The organism is Streptomyces sp. NBC_01454 (assembly GCF_036227565.1).
Classification (GTDB): Bacteria; Actinomycetota; Actinomycetes; order Streptomycetales; family Streptomycetaceae; genus Streptomyces.
Map to the genome: position 1 here is coordinate 5,652,655 of NZ_CP109460.1, position 18,449 is coordinate 5,671,103.

At 72.4% G+C, this 18,449-nt stretch carries 10 protein-coding genes; 6 read left to right on the forward strand and 4 right to left on the reverse strand.

Annotation, left to right across the window (positions count from 1 at the left end; all coding sequences use genetic code 11):
- Window positions 1-150 precede the first annotated feature (150 nt).
- From OIU81_RS25070 to OIU81_RS25080, 3 genes are all read left to right on the forward strand, one after another.
- Window positions 151-2,232 (forward strand): PhoH family protein, encoded by a 2,082-nt coding sequence (locus OIU81_RS25070; protein WP_329151397.1) that lies wholly within the window; start codon window positions 151-153, stop codon window positions 2,230-2,232.
- An 85-nt stretch (window positions 2,233-2,317) separates the two neighbouring features.
- Window positions 2,318-2,815 (forward strand): rRNA maturation RNase YbeY, encoded by a 498-nt coding sequence (gene ybeY, locus OIU81_RS25075; protein WP_329151398.1) that lies wholly within the window; start codon window positions 2,318-2,320, stop codon window positions 2,813-2,815.
- A gap of 11 nt (window positions 2,816-2,826) precedes the next feature.
- A complete protein-coding gene (locus tag OIU81_RS25080; RefSeq protein ID WP_329151399.1) occupies window positions 2,827-4,170 on the forward strand; it encodes a hemolysin family protein in 1,344 nt (447 codons plus the stop codon).
- A 285-nt stretch (window positions 4,171-4,455) separates the two neighbouring features.
- Here OIU81_RS25080 and OIU81_RS25085 read toward each other — a convergent pair whose 3' ends face one another.
- Entirely contained in the window at window positions 4,456-5,853 is a 1,398-nt protein-coding gene (locus OIU81_RS25085; protein ID WP_329155341.1) for an MFS transporter, read from the reverse strand.
- Between the two features lie 174 nt (window positions 5,854-6,027).
- Between OIU81_RS25085 and OIU81_RS25090 the strand changes: the two genes are divergently transcribed.
- The 3 genes from OIU81_RS25090 (at window position 6,028) to era (ending at window position 8,411) form a co-directional block, all read left to right on the forward strand.
- Window positions 6,028-6,918 (forward strand): helix-turn-helix transcriptional regulator, encoded by an 891-nt coding sequence (locus tag OIU81_RS25090; protein ID WP_329151400.1) that lies wholly within the window; start codon window positions 6,028-6,030, stop codon window positions 6,916-6,918.
- Window positions 6,919-6,976: 58 nt separating this feature from the next.
- On the forward strand, window positions 6,977-7,354 hold the full coding sequence (locus OIU81_RS25095) for a cytidine deaminase (RefSeq protein ID WP_443074161.1): 378 nt from the start codon (window positions 6,977-6,979) through the stop codon (window positions 7,352-7,354).
- Between the two features lie 109 nt (window positions 7,355-7,463).
- Window positions 7,464-8,411, forward strand: coding sequence for a GTPase Era (gene era / locus OIU81_RS25100; RefSeq protein WP_443074041.1), 948 nt, complete (start codon window positions 7,464-7,466; stop codon window positions 8,409-8,411).
- 113 nt (window positions 8,412-8,524) lie between these two features.
- On the opposite strand, the gene OIU81_RS25105 is transcribed toward era, so the two are convergent.
- The 3 genes from OIU81_RS25105 to OIU81_RS25115 are packed head-to-tail and all read right to left on the reverse strand — an operon-like array spanning window position 8,525 to window position 18,420.
- Window positions 8,525-13,252, reverse strand: a complete 4,728-nt coding sequence (locus OIU81_RS25105; RefSeq protein WP_329151403.1) for a non-ribosomal peptide synthetase — start codon at window positions 13,250-13,252, stop codon at window positions 8,525-8,527.
- A 7-nt stretch (window positions 13,253-13,259) separates the two neighbouring features.
- Window positions 13,260-17,462 (reverse strand): amino acid adenylation domain-containing protein, encoded by a 4,203-nt coding sequence (locus OIU81_RS25110; protein ID WP_329151404.1) that lies wholly within the window; start codon window positions 17,460-17,462, stop codon window positions 13,260-13,262.
- The gene (locus OIU81_RS25115) at window positions 17,455-18,420 is read right to left on the reverse strand and encodes a 3-hydroxyacyl-CoA dehydrogenase family protein (protein ID WP_329151405.1); all 966 of its coding nucleotides are present in this window, start codon (window positions 18,418-18,420) and stop codon (window positions 17,455-17,457) included. Before OIU81_RS25115 ends, OIU81_RS25110 begins: the two co-directional genes overlap by 8 nt.
- Between the last annotated feature and the right edge of the window lie 29 nt (window positions 18,421-18,449).

Consider the following 18,449-nt stretch of genomic DNA (forward strand, 5'->3'; position numbering starts at 1 on the left):
CCCGTGGCGGGCCCCCGCTGCTCCGTCCGGCGGGAAAAGCCCTCGGGGCTGTCGGTGCCCCGTCGTACTCTTGTATCCCAAGGAGCCGGGTGCCGGCAGGCACCTCTTACGAGCAAAGGATGGGGGTTGAGCAGGCCACCGAGCCGCCTTATGACTCAGACACCCACACAACCGCAGGCGCACGCCCAGTTCACCGTCCCGGCCAAGCACCCCATGGTCACGGTCCTGGGATCCGGAGACTCTCTACTGCGCGTGATCGAAGAAGCCTTCCCGGCGACCGACATCCACGTCCGGGGCAACGAGGTCAGCGCGGTCGGCGACGCCCGGGAGGTCGCTCTCATCCAGCGCCTCTTCGACGAGATGATGCTGGTGCTCCGCACCGGGCAACCGATGACGGAGGACGCGGTGGAGCGCTCCATCGCCATGCTGCGGGCGGCGGAGGACGGCGAGGGCGCGGACAGTGAGACACCCGCCGAGGTGCTCACCCAGAACATCCTCTCCAACCGGGGCCGCACGATCCGCCCCAAGACCCTCAACCAGAAGCGCTATGTCGACGCCATCGACGCGCACACCGTCGTCTTCGGCATCGGCCCGGCCGGCACCGGCAAGACCTACCTCGCCATGGCCAAGGCCGTGCAGGCGCTGCAGGCCAAGCAGGTCAACCGGATCATCCTGACCCGCCCCGCGGTCGAGGCCGGCGAGCGGCTCGGGTTCCTGCCGGGCACCCTCTACGAGAAGATCGACCCGTATCTGCGCCCGCTCTACGACGCACTGCACGACATGCTCGACCCCGACTCCATCCCGCGCCTGATGGCCGCGGGCACGATCGAGGTCGCCCCGCTGGCGTACATGCGCGGCCGCGCACAACCCGTCTTCACCAAGGTCCTGACGCCCGACGGCTGGCGGCCCATCGGCGACCTCCGAGTCGGCGACCTGGTGGTGGGCTCCAACGGCGAGCCGACTCCGGTCCTCGGCGTCTACCCGCAGGGTGAGAAGGACATCTATCGCGTCACCGCCCAGGACGGCTCCTGGACCCTGTGCTGCGGTGAACACCTGTGGACCGTACGCACGGCTTCGGACAAGCGCCGCAACAAGCCGTGGCGGGTCCTCGAGACGAAGGAGATGATCGGCGACCTCCGCGCCGCGCATGCTCACCGCTATGAGCTGCCGCTCCTGACTGCCCCGGTGCGCTTCCCGCAGCGGCAGGTCCCCATGGATCCGTACGCGCTGGGACTGCTGCTCGGTGACGGGTGCCTGACGGGCTCCACCACCCCGTCGTTCTCCAGTGAGGACCCTGAACTCGCCGACGCGCTGACCGCCGCGCTGCCGGGTGTCCATGCCCGCCGGAAGGCAGGCCCCGACTACGTCCTGAACCGGATCAAGGAGCCCGGTGACGTCGTCACCATCCGGAACCCGGTAACGCGTGTCCTGCGTGAACTGGATCTGTTGGGCAGCCGCTCGCACACGAAGTTCGTGCCCGACGCATATCTGTACAACTCCGCCGAGATCCGGCTCGCGCTGCTCCAGGGGCTGCTCGACGCCGATGGCGGCCCGGTGGCCCAGGATTCCCGCAGCTGCCGAGTCCAGTACACGACCACGTCGATCCTGCTCCGCGACGATGTCATCTCGCTGGTCCAGTCGCTCGGCGGTGTCGCCTACACCCGACGCAGAGGGACAGCCGGGCGCGCTCCCGGCCGGGCGAGGGAACGCTCGGTCGCACATCGCCGTGACGCCCATGTCGTCGACATCCGGCTTCCCGAAGGTCTTGAACCCTTCCGCCTGACCCGAAAGCGGGAGAGGTACCAGGCCGCAGGTGGCGGTGGACGGCCGATGCGCTTCATCGACAGCATCGAGCCGGCCGGTCGCGAAGAAGCGGTGTGCATTCAGGTGGCGGCGGAGGACTCGTTGTACGTCACCCAGGACTACCTGCTCACGCACAACACGCTCAACGACGCGTTCATCATCCTCGACGAGGCGCAGAACACGAACCCCGAGCAGATGAAGATGTTCCTCACCCGCCTCGGCTTCGAATCGAAGATCGTCGTCACCGGCGATGTCACCCAGGTCGACCTCCCGGGCGGCAAGAGCGGTCTGCGCCAGGTCCGGGAGATCCTGGACGGCGTCGACGATGTGCACTTCTCCCTGCTCACCAGTAAGGACGTGGTCCGCCACAAGCTGGTCGGCCATATCGTCGACGCCTACGAGAAGTACGACAGCCGCAACGGCCAGTGAGCCCGCCGGCCGGTGACCCCGGCCGGCGCCGCGCCCCACCGACCCACCACCGGGCACGCACCGAGAAGCGAGAAGCAACACCCTCATGTCCATCGACGTCAACAACGAGTCCGGCACGGACATCGACGAGCAGGCCATCCTGGACGTCGCCCGCTTCGCCGTCGCCAGGATGCGCATCCACCCGCTCTCCGAGCTGTCCGTCATCGTCGTGGACGCCGAGGCCATGGAACAGCTCCACCTCCAGTGGATGGACCTCCCCGGCCCCACCGATGTGATGTCCTTCCCGATGGACGAGCTGCGTCCGCCGGCCAAGGACGACGAGGAGCCCCCGCAGGGACTCCTGGGTGACATCGTGCTGTGCCCGGAGGTCGCCAAGAAGCAGGGCGAGGAGGCCCCCACCGGGCACAGCATGGACGAGGAGCTCCAACTGCTCACCGTCCACGGCGTGCTCCACCTCCTCGGCTACGATCACGAGGAGCCGGACGAGAAGGCCGAGATGTTCGGCCTCCAGGCAGCCATCATCGACGGCTGGCGCTCCGAGCAGGGCCTGACCGGCCCCTCGCCGGCCCCCACCGTGACCTGACGGGACACCCGATGACCACCCAGCTGATCGCGGTCGCGGTCCTCCTCGTCGTGATCGCCTGGCTCGCCGCCTGCGCGGAGGCCGGCCTGGCCCGTACGACCAGCTTCCGCGCCGAGGAGGCCGTCCGCTCCGGACGCCGCGGCAGCGCCAAGCTCGCCGCCGTCGCCGCCGACCCCACCCGCTATCTCAATGTCGCGCTGCTGGTGCGGGTCGGCTGCGAGATGGCCGCCGGCGTCCTGGTCACCTACGCCTGCCTGCGCTCCTTCGACGAGACCTGGCAGGCGCTGGCCGTCGCCATGGGCGTGATGGTGCTGGTCTCCTATGTCGCCGTCGGGGTCTCGCCGCGGACGATCGGCCGCCAGCACCCGCTGAACACGGCCACCGCCGCCGCGTACGTCCTGCTGCCGCTGGCCCGCGTCATGGGCCCCGTCCCGCAGCTGCTGATCCTCCTCGGCAACGCCCTCACCCCCGGCAAGGGCTTCCGCAAGGGCCCGTTCGCCTCCGAGGCCGAGCTGCGCTCCCTGGTCGACCTCGCCGAGAAGGAGTCGCTGATCGAGGACGAGGAGCGCCGGATGGTGCACTCGGTCTTCCAGCTCGGCGACACCCTGGTCCGTGAGGTGATGGTGCCGCGGACGGATCTGATCGCCGTCGAGCGCTTCAAGACCATCCGCCAGGCGCTGACCCTCGCTCTGCGCTCCGGCTTCTCCCGGATCCCGGTGACCGGCGAGAACGAGGACGACATCGTCGGCGTCGTCTACCTCAAGGACCTCGCCCGCAAGGTCCACATCAGCCGCGACGCCGAGAACGAGCTGATTTCCACGGCCATGCGTCCCGCCGTATTCGTCCCCGACACCAAGAACGCCGGTGATCTGCTGCGCGAAATGCAGCAGGACCGCAATCACGTCGCGGTGGTCATCGATGAATACGGCGGCACGGCCGGCATCGTCACCATCGAGGACATTCTCGAGGAGATCGTCGGCGAGATCACCGATGAATACGACCGTGAGCTGCCGCCCGTCGAGGAACTCGGCGACGGCCGCTACCGCGTCACCTCCCGGCTGGACATCGGCGACCTCGGCGAGCTGTACGGCCTGGCCGAGCTGGACGACGAGGACGTCGAAACGGTCGGCGGGCTGCTCGCCAAGCTCCTCGGCCGGGTCCCGATCGCCGGTGCCACCGCCGAGGTCGACCTCTCCGACGACGCCTCCGACCCCGGCCTCAAGGCGCTCCGGCTGACCGCCGAGGCGCCCTCCGGACGCCGCAACCGGATCATCACGGTGTTGTGCGAGCCGGTCCGCCCGGAGGGGGCGAGCGCCTCCCCCGAGCCGTGGACGGGCGGCCGGTCCGCCGGCTGAACGGACGCGGAATGCGTCGCGTCTTTCCCTCCGGGTGGCTTTCCCCGCGGTGGCTTTCCCTTCGGCGGCGGGCACAATTCCCGCCGCCGAATCGCTGACGGTTCCTCATCTCCAGTGCACCGCAGATGTTCTGCAAGCCATGTCCCCAGGCGCTGGATTCCGCGTGCTGCGCCGTGGAAGGATCTTCACGCGGCTGCGGAAGATGCCGCCATGGGTATTGCGTAAGAGAAATCTGGCAATGCGGGCTGCCCCGGCCACGGGGGTCCGGGGCAACCACCATCTCCCTCAGCCGTGGCGCGTCGCACGGACCGTCCGCAGCCCGGCGCCCACCAGCAGCGCGACCACCGCGACCAGCGCCGCGTCCAGGCCCAGCCCCAGCTTGATGCCGCCGAGCAGGGCCTCGGCGGAACCGCCGCCGTCCGCCCGCAGCGCGGCGGTGTGCGCCGAGGCGACGGCGCTCAGCAGCGGAATGCCGAGGGTGATGCCCACCTGCTGGGAGCTGGTGACCAGACCGGTGGCCAGGCCCTGCTCGGCGTCCGGGACGCCGGAGGTGGCGGTCACGCCGTACGAGACGATCGCCCACAGATGACCGAGGCTGCCGAAGGACACCCCGATCAGGGCCAGCCAGCCGCCCGTACCGGTGCCGAGCCCCAGCAGCGAGGCCGTGAAGCCGGCCTGCAGCAACAGCCCGGTCAGCAGCACGCGGCGGGCGCCGAACCGGCCGATGACCCTCGGGGCGACCAGACCGGCGAGCGCGGAGACCACACCCTGCACCCCGAAGAGCAGACCGGTCCGGAAGGCGGACAGCCCCAGCACTTCCTGGAGGTAGAGCGTCAGCAGGAAGACGACGGTGCTCATCATCGCGAACGTCGTCAGGCCCGCCAGATTGCCCCAGGCGACGCTGCGCCGCCGCAGCATCGGCAGCGACACCAGCGGCTGCGCGGCCCGCGACTCCACCCGGACGAACGCGGCCAGCAGCACACCGCCGGCGACCAGCGTCACCAGCACGTCCGGGCGGCCGAACCCCTGCTGCGCGGCGGTCGACAGGGCGTAGATCAGCGCCAGCAGCCCCCCGGTGACGGTGACCGCGCCGGGCAGATCGAGCCGCGGCCGCCGGGGATGCCTGGACTCGGTCAGCACCAGCGGCGCGATGGCCAGGACGGCCACCCCGGCCACGGACAGCAGGCCCATGGTCGAGCGCCAGCCCAGCGCGTCGGTCAGCACCCCGCCCAGCACCATGCCGATCGTGAAGCCCAGCGAGAGCACGGTGCCGCTGACGCCCAGGGCCCGCTCGCGCTGCGGGCCCTCGGTGAAGGTGGTGGTCAGCAGCGACATCCCGGTCGGCACGATGACCGCCGCGCCCAGCCCCTGGAGCGCCCGCCCGGCCAGGAAGGCGGCCGGCGACCAGGCCAGCGCGGCCAGCACGGAGGCCGCCGTGAACAGCGCGAGCCCGATGAGGAACAGCCGGCGCCGCCCGAAGAGATCGGCGATCCGGCCGGACAGCAGCAGAAAGCCGCCGGACGGCAGCGCGAACGCCGTGACCGCCCACTGCAGATCGGCCTGGCCCATGCCCAGGTCCCCGCCGAGCACCGGCAGCGCCACATTCAGGATGGAGAAATCCAGCGCGATGATGAACTGCGCCGCGCACAGCAGAAGCAGGATGAGCTTGGTGCGCGGGGTCATCCCTGCGCCGGCGGACGGGGCGGGGGCGTCCGCCCGGCCGACGGGGCGCCGCCCCGCGGGACGTGAGGTCTCGGTTACTGGCATGCCCCGAGCTTGTGGCCTCGGAATACGCGGTGGGGAGCGGGAACTTATCGTGGTGTCCGCACCACCAGCCACGCAGACAGGGGGAGAGACGTGGTCTCGAACGCAGCCACCCAGGACACCGCGCGCCGCCGCCAGGAACTCCGGGACTTCCTGACGACCCGCCGCGCCCGGGTCACCCCGGCCGAGGCGGGGCTGCCCGACGGCGGCCGCCGCCGCACCCCGGGCCTGCGCCGAGAGGAGGTCGCGGTCCTCGCCGGCGTCGGCGCGTCCTGGTACCAGTGGCTGGAGCAGGGCCGCGACATCACCGTCTCGCCGCAGGTGCTGGACGCGGTCGCCCGGGTGCTGCGGCTCAACGGCGCCGAGCGGCGGCATCTGTACGTCCTGGCCGGGCTGAACCCTCCCCCGCGCCAGGACGCCGAGGAGCTGGGCCTGACCGATGTGTGCGCGGGCCTGCAGCGGCTGCTCGACGCCTGGATGCCGTTCCCGGCGCACATCATGGACCCGTACTGGAACACCGTCGCCCACAACGAAGCGGCGCATCTGGTGCTGGGCCACGGCCGCCCCGGTGTCTCGCGCAACTGCCTGATCGCGTTCTTCACCGACCCCGTCTACCGTGCGCGGGCCGCCAGCTGGGAGGCCAACGCCCCCCTGGTCGTGGCGCAGTTCCGTGCCGCGTGCTCGGTCCGGCCCGGCGACGAGGGCTTCGATGCGGTCGTCCGGGAGACCTCCGCGGCCAGTGCGGAGTTCACCGAGCTGTGGGCGCGTGCCGACGTCCAGGACGGCGGCACGCTGCACAAGGAACTGGACCATCCGCTCGTCGGCGCCCTGCTCTTCGAGACCACCCTGCTGCGGATCCCGGTCCGCCCCGACCTGAACATCGTGCTGCACAACCCGCGCCCGGAGTCGGACACCGAGGCCAAGCTGGAGTGGCTCACCTCGCCGGAGGGCCGCCGCGGGGGCATGTTTTCGGTCGCGGGCTGAGCCGCCCGGGGCGCCGGGGGTGAAGGGCCCGCGCCGCCCGCTGCCCGGCGCCCCGCATATGCTCGCCGGTATGAGCGATGCCGCACCCCTGGACCCCGAAGACCGCAAGATCATCACGCTCGCGCGCTCGGCGCGGGCCCGCAACGGCGTGCCCGAGGGCGCGGCCGTCCGCGACGAGACCGGCCGCACCTACGTCGCCGGCACCGTCGCCCTGGAGTCGCTCCGGCTCAGCGCGCTGCAGACGGCCGTCGCCATGGCCGTCGCCAGCGGCGCCACGTCGCTGGAGGCCGCGGCCGTGGTCACCGACGCCGAGCACGCCGCCGACGCGGACCGCGCGGCCGTACGGGACCTCGGCGGCCCCGCGACGCCCGTCCTGGTCGCCGGCCCCGACGGCACCCTGCGCGGCACCGTCCCGGCGGGCGGGCCGCAGTCCTGAGCCCCCGGAGCGGACAGGACGGCAGCAGGGCGGCCCGCCGGCGCCGGAGAGCCGCCCCCGCCGGGCACCCGGGGCCGGGTGGTCGGAGCCGAGCCCGGGATCGGGGAGAATGGGCGCCATGAGCGTTCGTACAGAGTCCTCCGCCGCGCATCGCGCCGGCTTCGCCTGCTTCGTCGGCCGCCCCAATGCGGGCAAGTCCACCCTGACGAACGCTCTCGTCGGCACGAAGGTGGCCATCACCTCCACTCGCCCGCAGACCACCCGGCACACGGTGCGCGGCATCGTGCACCGCCCCGAGGCCCAGCTGGTCCTCGTCGACACCCCGGGCCTGCACAAGCCGCGCACCCTGCTCGGCGAGCGGCTGAACGACGTGGTCCGCACCACCTGGTCCGAGGTCGACGTGATCGGCTTCTGTCTGCCCGCCGACCAGAAGCTCGGCCCCGGTGACCGCTATATCGCCGCCGAGCTGGCCGGCATCAGGAAGACCCCCAAGGTCGCCATCGTCACCAAGACCGACCTGGTCGACTCCAAGGCGCTGGCCACCCAGCTGATCGCCATCGACCAGCTCGGCAAGGAGCTGGGCATCGAATGGGCCGAGATCATCCCGGTCTCCGCCGTGGGGGACACCCAGGTGTCGCTCCTCGCCGACCTGCTCGTCCCGATGCTCCCCGAGAGCCCGCCGCTCTACCCCGAGGGCGACCTCACCGATGAGCCCGAGCAGGTCATGGTCGCCGAGCTGATCCGCGAGGCCGCGCTGGAGGGCGTGCGCGACGAGCTGCCGCACTCCATCGCCGTCGTCGTCGAGGAGATGCTGCCGCGCGAGGACCGCCCCGCCGACAAGCCCCTCCTCGACATCCACGCCAACGTCTACATCGAGCGCCCCAGCCAGAAGGGGATCATCATCGGCCCCAAGGGCAAGCGCCTGAAGGAGGTCGGCACCAAGTCCCGCAAGCACATCGAGGCACTGCTGGGCACCCCCGTCTTCCTGGACCTGCACGTCAAGGTCGCCAAGGACTGGCAGCGCGACCCGAAGCAGCTCCGCAAACTGGGGTTCTGACCCCGCGCCGCCCTCCGGGGCCGGTCCGGCCCGGCCCGTGCCAGGTGTAGTGCCCGGTGCGGTGGCGGACGGTCCACGACCACCACCGCCGCACCCGCGCAGCGAGCCGGCCGTCAGCGTTCCTCGGGTCCTGACAGGTCGATGTCGTGGACCGGGATGTCCGGGGTGGCGGCGGCCGTACGCAGCAGCCGCGTGAAGCGGGTGCACAGGGCCTCGACGGTGGACCGGTCGAACAGCTCGGTCCGGTATTCGACCACCCCGTCGAGTCCGCGACAGGTGCCGTCGGCGTCCCGCCGCTCGAACAGGCCGAAGGTCAGGTCGAATCCGGCGGAACCCCTGCCGACCAGGTCCACCGTGGCGGACAGGCCCGGCAGCTCCAGCCTCTCGGGGAGGGAGGGGGTGAGAACCAGCAGCACCTGGAACAGGGCCCGGCCGAACACGGCCTGCCCGCTCGCCGCCCGCCGTGGCCCCTGCGCCTCCACGACCAGGTCGAAGGGCACCTCCTGGTGGGCGAAGGCCCCCAGATCGGCTTGTGTGACCCGGCCGAGCAGCTCACGGAAGGTCGGCTCTCCCGAGGTGTCGGTGCGCAGTACGAGCGTGTTCACGAAGAAGCCGACGAGGCCGTCGAGCTCCGCGTCCGCGCGGTCGGACACCGCCGTGCCGATCGGGATGTCCGTACCCGCGCCGAGGCGGGTGAGCAGCGCGGCCAGTCCGGCGTGCGCCACCAGGAAGAGGCTGGCCTGCTCGTCCCCGGCCACCTCCAGGAGCTGGCGGTGTACGTCTGCGGGGACGGTGAAAGCCACCGTGTCGCCGGCGCTGTGCGCCGGGCGCCCGGACGACGCCTGCTCCGTACGGTCGGCGGGTAGCGGGATGCGTTCCGGCAGACCGGTCAAGGTCTTGTCCCAGTAGGCGAGTTGACCGGCCCGCAGGGCGCTGGGCTCGTCGTCGGCGCCGAGCAGTTCACGCTGCCACAGGGTGAAGTCGGCGTACTGCATGGGCAACGGCGACCAGCCCGGGGCGTCACCGTTGGCGCGGGCCCGGTAGGCGGTGCCGAGGTCGTCCAGCAGCGGCCGCAGCGAGGCGCGGTCGCAGGCGATGTGGTGGAGCAGCAGGAGCAACGTCTGTCCGCGCGAGGTCTCGGTGGTGAAGAGGACCGCGCGCAGGGGAAGTTCGCTCTCCAGGCGGAAGGGGCGGCCGGCCGCGGCGCTCAACGCGTCCGGCAGCTGGTCCGGGGCGACGGGTTCGACCGTGAGCACCGGGCGCGCGGCCGTGACCGGCAGGATGTGCTGGACCGCCTGGCCGTCCCGCTGCTGGATGAGGGTGCGCAGGGTTTCGTGCCGGGCCGTGAGGTCGCCCAGGGCGGCACGGAGCGCCTCCTGGTCCAGCTCGCCGTCCCAGCGCAGCACCAGGGGAACGTTGTAGGTGCTGTCGGGGCCGGCGAGCTTGTGCAGGAACCAGAAGCGCCGTTGGCCGAAGGAGAGCGGGACCGGCTCGGCGCCCCGGTCCTCGGCCAGCGGAAGGCGGAGGACGGGCCGGGGCCCCGATGCCACCGAGGTGTCGCCCGGATGATCCCTGTCGCCCAGATGAGCGGCGAGCCCGGCGACGGTCGGGTGGACGAAGACGTCCCTGACATCCAGCTCCGACCGGGCGCCGAGGCCGGCTCGGCGCACCAGGGTGACCAGCCGTGTCGCCCGCAGGCTGTCGCCCCCGAGGTCGAAGAAGTCGTCGTCGGCGCCCACCTGCTCCACGGCGAGCAGGTCGGCGTACAGCCCGGCCAGTGCGGCTTCCAGCGGCGTGTCCGGGGCGCGTGACGGCGTGTGCGCGCGGGAGTGGGGGGACGGCAGCGCCGCCCGGTCCAGCTTCCCGTTGGGGGTGAGCGGCAGCCTGTCGAGCGGGATGAACAGGGACGGGACCAGATGCGCCGGAAGCCGCCCGCGCAGCCATTCCCGCAGCCGGGCCAGAGCCGGCCCGGGATCGTCCGCCGCCGCCTCGCGGGTGAGGACGACGTAGGCCACCAACCATGCGGCCCCGTCGGCTCCCTGACCGCCGTCCGCCCTGGTGCGGGCCGGACCGTGCGGAACACCGGAGCTCGCCAGCACGGCGCCGCCCGCCACGCCGGGGGCGGCCAGCAGCGCCGCCTCGACCTCGGCCGGTTCGATCCGGAAGCCACGGATCTTGACCTGGTCGTCCGCCCTGCCGAGATACTCCAGTGAGCCGTCCCGACGGGCGCGTACGAGATCGCCCGAGCGGTACAGCCGGGACCCGGCGGGGCCGAACGGGTCGGCCACGAAGCGTTGCGCCGTCAACGCGGAACGGTGCAGATAGCCCCTGGCCACACCGGAACCCGCGACATACAGCTCACCAGCCACCCCGGGGGGCACCGGGCGCAGCTGGTTGTCCAGTACGTACAGCCGGGTGCCGGCAAGGGCCTTGCCGATCGGGACGACCCGCGCCCTACCGTGGTCGTGGTCCAGGTCGAGCCGGGTCGACAGGACCGCGGTCTCGGTGATGCCGTACATGTTGACCAGGACGGGCGCGGAGTCCTGGTGCCGCTCGTACCAGGAACGCACGACGGCAGGGGAGAGCGCCTCACCACAGAAGATGACCCGGCGCAGGGCCAATTTCCGCCCCTGCTCCGGCTCTTCGGCGTCGGCCTGCTCCAGCGACCGGAAGGCGGAGGGCGTCTGGTTGAGCACCGTCACACGTTCCCGCACCAGCAGGTCGAGAAAGGCGCGGGGGGAGCGGCTCACCTCGCGGGGAACGACCACCAGCCGGCCACCGTGCGCGAGGGCGCCCCACATCTCCCACACGGAGAAGTCGAAGGCACAGGAGTGGAACATCGTCCAGGTGTCGTCGGGGCCGAAACCGAACTCGGCGGCTCCCGCCCGCAGCAGTGCCACCGGACCGCGGTGCGGGACCACCACGCCCTTGGGGCGGCCGGTGGATCCGGAGGTGTAGATGACGTAGGCGGGATGGTCGGGCGTCAGCGACCCCGTGCGGTCCGCGTCGGTCAGGTTGGCGTCGCTGTCCGTCGCGTCGGCTTCGCTCGTCGCCGACGCGGTCGCGGCCGTGGCAGCTCCCGTCGGGTCCGTCCCGGAGAGCACGCATACCGGCTGGGCGTCGGCGAGGATCCGCTCCGTGTGCTCCGGCGGCCATCCCGTGTCGAGCGGGAGGTAGGCCGCGCCGGTCTTGGACACCGCCAGGATCGCGGTGACCACGTCCTCGGAGCGGGGGAGCAGGACGGCGACGGTGCGTTCGGGTCCTGCGCCGCGCCGGATCAGCGTCCTGGCCAGCCGGTTGGCGCGCGCGTTGAGCTCGGCATAGGTGAGCTGCCGGTCGCCGTGGCCGACCGCCGGGGCCTGCGGAGTCAGCGCGGCCCAGTGTTCGAACAGCTCGGGGAGGGTACGGGGCGAGGGGGGTGCGGGTGTGCCGAGGCGCGGTACGAGCAGCCTGCGTTCGTCCGGTGCCAGCAGATCCAGCTCGCCGACGGGGCGACGGGGTTCGTCGATCAGCTGGTCGAGCAGGCGTACGCAGCGGTCGGCCTCGGCGGCGACCTCCTCGGGCTCGTACCGCCCGGCCTCGGCGTGCACCTCCACCATCAGGCCGGCCCGGCCGTGTTCCGGCCTGATCATGACGGAGAGGTCCTCCACCGCGCCGGTGTTGAGCTGTCGGAGGGTCATCGGCCGCCCGGCGAAACTGCGGCCGAAGCTGAAGGGGACGATGTTCGCGGTCAGTTGGTACGGCGCGTGCGCGGACCTGGTGAAGCCGAGGTCACGGCGGAGGTCCTCGTACCGGTAGCGCTGGTGGTCGAGGGCGAGGGTGGTCGCCTCGCCGACGGTCCGGATCAGTGCGGCGGTTGACCGGCGCGGGTCGACCGGTACCCGCAGCGGGAGCACGTTCGACGCGGCACCGGCCACGACGCCCGCCGTCTTGGGGGTGCGGCCGGCGACCGGGAACCCCACGACGACCTCATCGCCCCCGCCGGTGCGGGCATGATCCAGCAGGACGGCGGAGGCGGTCGCCACCACTGTCCAGGGGACGTCGAGCGCGCGTGCATGTGCGCGGAGGGCGGCCACCCGGTCCTCGGGCATCCGGCACGCACCGCGCACCGGTGCCCCGCCCGTCCGGCCGATGCCTGTCCGGCCGGGTACGTCCCGGCCGGGTGCGGCGGGCCGGGACATACCCGGCCGGACGGCTCCCGGCCAACCGGCCATCCTCGCCGTCCAGAACGCACGGTCGGCCTCGAAGTCGGGCGTGGAGCGGTAGGCCCGCTCGGCGTTGAGCAGGGTGTCCAACGGCACTTGGTGGCCGGGCTTCGGGGACTCGCCGCGCTCCAGCGCCGCGTAGATCTCGCCGAGCCGTCGGGCGAACAGCGCCAGGCCGAAGCCGTCCACCACCAGGTGGTGGACGAGCAGATACCAGCACACCCGGTCCTCGGCGAGGCGCAGGAACGCGGTCCTGAACGCCGGACCGTTCTCCAGGTCGAGCGGGCGGGGGAGGTCCGCCCGCATCCAGTCCAGCGCGGCGGCCATCGGTGCGGGTTCCCGCTGGAGGTCGACGACCGGTATGTGCCAGGCGGGGAGGGGGCCGGCCCATTGCCTCGGCTCCCCGGAGGCGGTGACGGCGAACCGGGACCTGAACGGCTCGGTCTCCGTCACGGCGAACCGGAAAGCCGCCTCGTACAGCTCCGGATCGAGATCTCCGGCGATCTCGAACGCACTCGCCAGTTGGTAGCGGACCGGAGACGCCAGCTGCTGCGCCAACCAGATCCCGTGCTGCATCGTGGTGAGCGGCATCGACGGGTGATCCGCCGAGTGCACATGCTCCGGCTCGTTCCTCACGGAGTGTTCACCGACCCCTTCCGTGGTCCTGGACGGCCCACTGTTCGACGAGGACGCGGCCGACGTGGCCGAGCGCGGCGGGGTGTCCCATCTCCATGTGCGTGCAGTCGACCGGCAGGACCTCCAGCGACCCCTTGATCAGCGGGCGCCACAGGCCGAGCGCGGTCTCGGGCGGGTGGTCCCGCGCGGTGAACATCACGGCGTTCCCGCCGAACGGGCGAGGCCGGTGCAGGTTGGCGACCCGCGCGATGTTGGTGAAGGTCCCGGCCAGCGCGGCGATCCGCTGCTCGTCGAACGAGGCCAGCAGTCCCTCCTGCGCACGGGTGATCTCCACCAAGCGCGGATACGTCAGCGACTCGCCCGCCCACAGGGAGGGGTCGTAGCCGAAGAATTCCAGGAGCATCGCGAGGACATCCCGGCCGGCGACCGAAACCGGCGCGGCCTCGGCCGAGGCCGCGGCCGCGGCCACGGCGTCCGCGCCCGTGGGGTAGGCATCCAGGATCGCCAGCGTCTCCACCGACTCGCCGTTCTCCTCCAGCTGCACCGCCATCTCGTGGGCGACCACCCCGCCGAAGGACCAGCCGAGGAGGTGGTAGGGGCCCGTGGGCCGGACGGACCTGATCTGGTCCAGGTAGTCCGCCGCCATCTCCCGCAGGGACGCCGGCAGCACTTCGGGGCCGTCCAGGCCCCGGGCCTGCAGGCCGTACACCGGCCGGTCGGCGCCGAGCGGCGAGGTGAGTCCCGCGTAGCACCAGGAGAAGCCCACCGCCGGGTGCACGCAGAACAGCGGCGCCTTGTCGCCCGACTCCCGCAACGGCAACAGGACCCCGTTCTCGGTTTGTTCGGACGTCTCCTGGATGTCCTGCCACCTGGTGCTCGCGGTGTCGTCGCGCGCCTCGGGCGGTGCGGCCCTCAGCGGGACCTCCCCGACACCGGCGACGGCCTCCGGGCTCTTCGTACGGTTCGTCCGGCGCACGGCCCGGGCCAGCGCGCTGACCGTCTTGTGCTCGAAGACGTCCTGCGGGGTGAGGACGAGACCCACCCGACGCAGTCGGCTCACCAGCTGGATCGACATGATGCTGTCGCCGCCGAGGTCGAAGAAGCTGACGTCCGTGGCGACGTCGGGAAGCTGGAGCACCTCGCGGAACACCCGAGCCAGCTGCTCCTCCCGTGCCCCGTCGGCGGCCGGCTCCGTGCCGGCGGCCGTCCCGGGGATCGGCTTCGGCGGCTCCTGTGCGACCGGCGGGCCGGCCGTCGGCGGCCGGACGCCCGTCGGCGGCTTCTCGCGGTCGAGCTTGCCGCTGCCCGTACGCGGCAGCGCGGTGGCGGTCGTCAGCTCGGCCGGGACCAGATGTGCCGGCAGGCGCTCGGCCGCCCAGTCCCGCAGCGCGTGGTGGCCGGGGAGGCGGGCTCCCTCCGCGGGCACCAGGAATGCCACGAGTCGGGCGTCGCCACTCGTCCCCTTCCGTACGCAGGCCATGACCTCGGTGACGGCGGGGTGCCGGGCGAGCACCGCCTCCACCTCGCCGAGTTCGATGCGGAAGCCGTTGACCTTGACCTGGGCGTCCGCACGGCCGAGGAAGTCGAGCTGGCCGTCGGGGCGCCACCGTGCCAGATCGCCGGTCCGGTACATCCGCTCGCCGGGCGGGCCGAAGGGGTCGGCGACGAAGCGCTCCGCGCTCAGCCCGGCCCGGCGCAGATATCCCCGGGCAAGGCACTCGCCCGCCAAGTACACCTCGCCCTCGCGGCCGGCCTCCACCTGCTGGAGTGAGCTGTCGAGTACATAGGCGCGCACGTGGGCCGGCGGCCGTCCGATGGGGGGCGCGCCCTCCGTCGCAGGGCCCTCGCCCGTCGAGGCAGGGTCGTGGACGGTGGCCGCGGTGGCATAGACGGTGGCTTCGGTGGGCCCGTACAGGTTCAGCAGCCGGGTGCCGGGCATGCTCTCCCGGATCCGCGCGGCGAGGGAGGCGGGGAGTGTGTCACCGGCCATCGAGAGCGTGGTGGCCGACACCTCGAGACTGCCGGTCTCCATCAACTGGGAGAACACGGAGGGGACGGCGCACAGCAGACCGCCCGACCAGCGTGGCGGATCGCTGTCGAGGAGCGACAGCAGACTGCTGACCACCTCGACGCTGCCGCCGCCTGCCAGCGCGGGGAAGATCTCGGCCACCGACACGTCGAAGCTGAAGGAGGACGCCGCCAGTGTGTGTGCCAACGACTCGGCGCCGAACTCGGCGGTCACCCAGTCCACCAGCGCGACCACACCACGATGCGGCACCACGACCCCCTTGGGCGTACCACTGGAGCCTGAGGTGTAGATGACGTACGCCGGATGCGAGGGGTGCAGCGGCTCGGGGCGGTCGGCGTCGGACGGGGCCGTGGGGGAGCGGCGCTCCAACTCCTCGGCGATCGCGGGGTCGTCGAGCCGGATGGTCATGGTCGACCGGCTCGCGCCGTCCGCCATGTCCGTGCCGGTGTCGGTCAGCACACAGCAGGGTTCCGCATCCTCGATCATGAAGCGGAGCCGCTCGGCCGGGTAGCCGGGGTCGAGCGGCAGGTACGCGGCGCCGGTCTTGAGCACCGCGAGCATCGCCACGAGTGTCCCGGCGGACCGGGGGAGCAGCAGCCCGACGACCGACTCCGGTCCGGCACCCCGGTCGAGCAGGAGCCGGGCCAGCCGGTTGGCGCGCTCGTGGAGTTCCGCGTAGGTGAGCTTGTCGTCGGCGCCGATGACGGCGACCGCGTCGGGGTGGCCCCGGGCGGCGCTCTCCAGAAGGTCGGTGAGCGTGCGGCCGGTGGCTCGGGTGGCCGTGCCGCTCGTCCAGGAGCGAACGGCCGCCCGCTCGTCCGCCGCCAGCAGGTCGAAGGTGCCCAGCGGGCGCCCCGGGGCGGCCACGGCCAGGGGCAGCAGACGCCCGAAACGCTGTGCGTGCGCGTCGAGTTCGGCGGGGGAATAGCGATCCGCCGCGCCGCTGAAGACGACCCGCAGCCGCTGGTCCGCGGGGTCGTCGTCGAGTACGACGCGGAGGTCGTGGACCGGGTCGGGCGCCAGATCGTGGACCACCGTGGCCAGCGCACCGAACCGCACGAGGGTCCCGGGGGTGCGGATGTCGGCGATCGGGCCGAACAGCCGGGGCCGCTCCCCCGGCGCCCCGGCCCCGCGGCACACCTCCCGGTGGCCCGGCCGCCGGTGCCTGACCGCCTCTCGCGACTCCCGGGCGACGTCCTGGACGAGTGCGGCGAAGGTGGCGCCGGACCGTACCGTCAGCCGGAGCGGCACGAGGTACTCGCTCGCGTCCGGGACACGTCGGCTCACCCGGCTCGGCCGGCCGTCCACCGGCATGCCGATCACCAGGTCCGTGGCGCCGCTCAGCCGGTGGGCGTAGGCCGCCACGGCGGCGGACAGCACCGCCCGTGCCGGCACACCGCCGTAGCGGGCGGTGGCACGTACGCGTGCGGTGTCGGTGGTGCCGAGCGTCACCGGGCGGGAGCTCACCGGTGCCCGCAGCCCGTCGGCGTCCCGGGCCGGAGCGGACGCGAAGGTCACCGGCTCGGGGAGGTCGGCGAGCCGCCGCTGCCACTGTGCGCAGTCGGCTTCCTGTGGGGGAGATCCGGCGTACCCGGCCGCTGCCGGGGCCCGTTGGGTCCGGGTGGCCAGCGCGCCGTCAGCGGCCGGGCGGCCTTCTGTGAGCGCCGTGTACACCTCGGAGACCCGACGGGTGATCAGCGCACAGCCGAAGCGGTCGACAACGGCCCGGTGGTGCCCGTGGAACCAGTGGTGGCGGTCCGGGCCGAGCCGCAGCAACGCCTGGGTGGAGCAGGGCTGCCCGGTCTCCTCGGTCTCCTCGCCGTCCCGTGCGCGCTCCGCCACCCGCTTGAGCGCCGCGCGTGTCCATGCCTCGGCCGCGCCCCGCGGGTCCGCCTCCGTGCTCAGGTCCACCACGGGCAGCGGCAGGTCGTCCGAGATCTCCAGGGCGGGCAGTCCGTCCGGACCCTCGCCGGCGAAGCGCACCCGCAGTGCGGCGGCCTCGGCCACGACCTGGGCGACCGCCTTGCCCAGCACGGTGAGGTCCAGGTCGCCGTGGATCTCCACGAGCTGGGCGGTGTGGCTGCCGGGAGCGGCGGGCCCCGAACCGGAGTGTCGTAACGCACGCCAGGCGTCCTGTCCGGCGGCGGACATGTCAGTGGGCGCGCCCTGGCGGTCAGCCACGGTCGGTTCCTCCCCGCGCGATGAGGTGCTGTGGCGAGTACGGGTAGAAGCCGCTGCCCGACTTGCGTCCCACGTTGCCTTCGGCGACGAGACGGGCCAGCAGGGGGCAGGGCCGGAAGCGGTCCTCGCCGGTATGCCGGCGCAGCACCTCCAGCGAGTCGGCGATGGTGTCGAGACCGATGAGGTCGGCCGTGCGCAACGGCCCCATGGGGTGACCGAAACAGTCCTGGAAAATGCGGTCCACGGTCTCGGCGTCGGCGGTTCCCTCGCCCAGCACGGCGGCCGCTTCGTTGAGCGTCAGCATCAGCACCCGGTTCGTGACGAAGCCGGGGGCGTCGCGCACCACGAGGGCGTGCTTACCGATGCGGGCGAGGAATGCCTCCGTGCGCTCCAGGGTGAGATCGCTGGTCTCCGGCGCGCGGATGACCTCCACCGCGTCCTTGAGCGGCGCCGGGTTCATGAAGTGGGTGCCGATGACGAGGTCGGGGCGGCCGGTGAAGGACCCGAGGCGACTGACCGGGATGCACGAGGTGTTGGACGCGAAGATCGCCTCGGCCCCGCAGATCCGGTCCAGCTCGTGGAGGATTCCCTGCTTGATGTCCTCGTCCTCCCGGGCGCACTCCACCACCAGGAGAGCGGCCGCCATGTCGGCGAGCTCGGCGGACCAGGTCACGAGGGACTCGGCGCGGGACGCGGGCGCGCCCGCCTGCGCCTGCCGGGACCCCCGGCGCAGCAGCGTGGCCGTCCTGATCCCGGCGCGGAGCCGGGCCGGCCCCGAGGCCAGCGCCGCGGGGTCGTTGTCGACGACGACCACGGGGTGGCCGGCTTCGGCGAAGCACTGCGCCACACCGATCCCCATCGTGCCCGCGCCGACGATGCCCACCACCGACCCGGCCGGCACGGTCTGCGCGGCCTGCGCGGCCTGCGCGGTCTGTTGAACGTCTGTCTGATCGCCCACTGTTGCAGGTCTCCTTCGTCGGCCGGGCC

Excerpts from the sequence above, each read along its gene's own strand:
- OIU81_RS25070 (WP_329151397.1), top strand. The coding sequence starts at position 151 with ATGACTCAGACACCCACACAACCGCAGGCGCACGCCCAGTTCACCGTC.
- ybeY (WP_329151398.1), top strand. The coding sequence starts at position 2,318 with ATGTCCATCGACGTCAACAACGAGTCCGGCACGGACATCGACGAGCAG.
- OIU81_RS25080 (WP_329151399.1), top strand. The coding sequence starts at position 2,827 with ATGACCACCCAGCTGATCGCGGTCGCGGTCCTCCTCGTCGTGATCGCC.
- OIU81_RS25085 (WP_329155341.1), bottom strand. The coding sequence starts at position 5,853 with ATGACCCCGCGCACCAAGCTCATCCTGCTTCTGCTGTGCGCGGCGCAG.
- OIU81_RS25095 (WP_443074161.1), top strand. The coding sequence starts at position 6,977 with ATGCTCGCCGGTATGAGCGATGCCGCACCCCTGGACCCCGAAGACCGC.
- era (WP_443074041.1), top strand. The coding sequence starts at position 7,464 with ATGGGCGCCATGAGCGTTCGTACAGAGTCCTCCGCCGCGCATCGCGCC.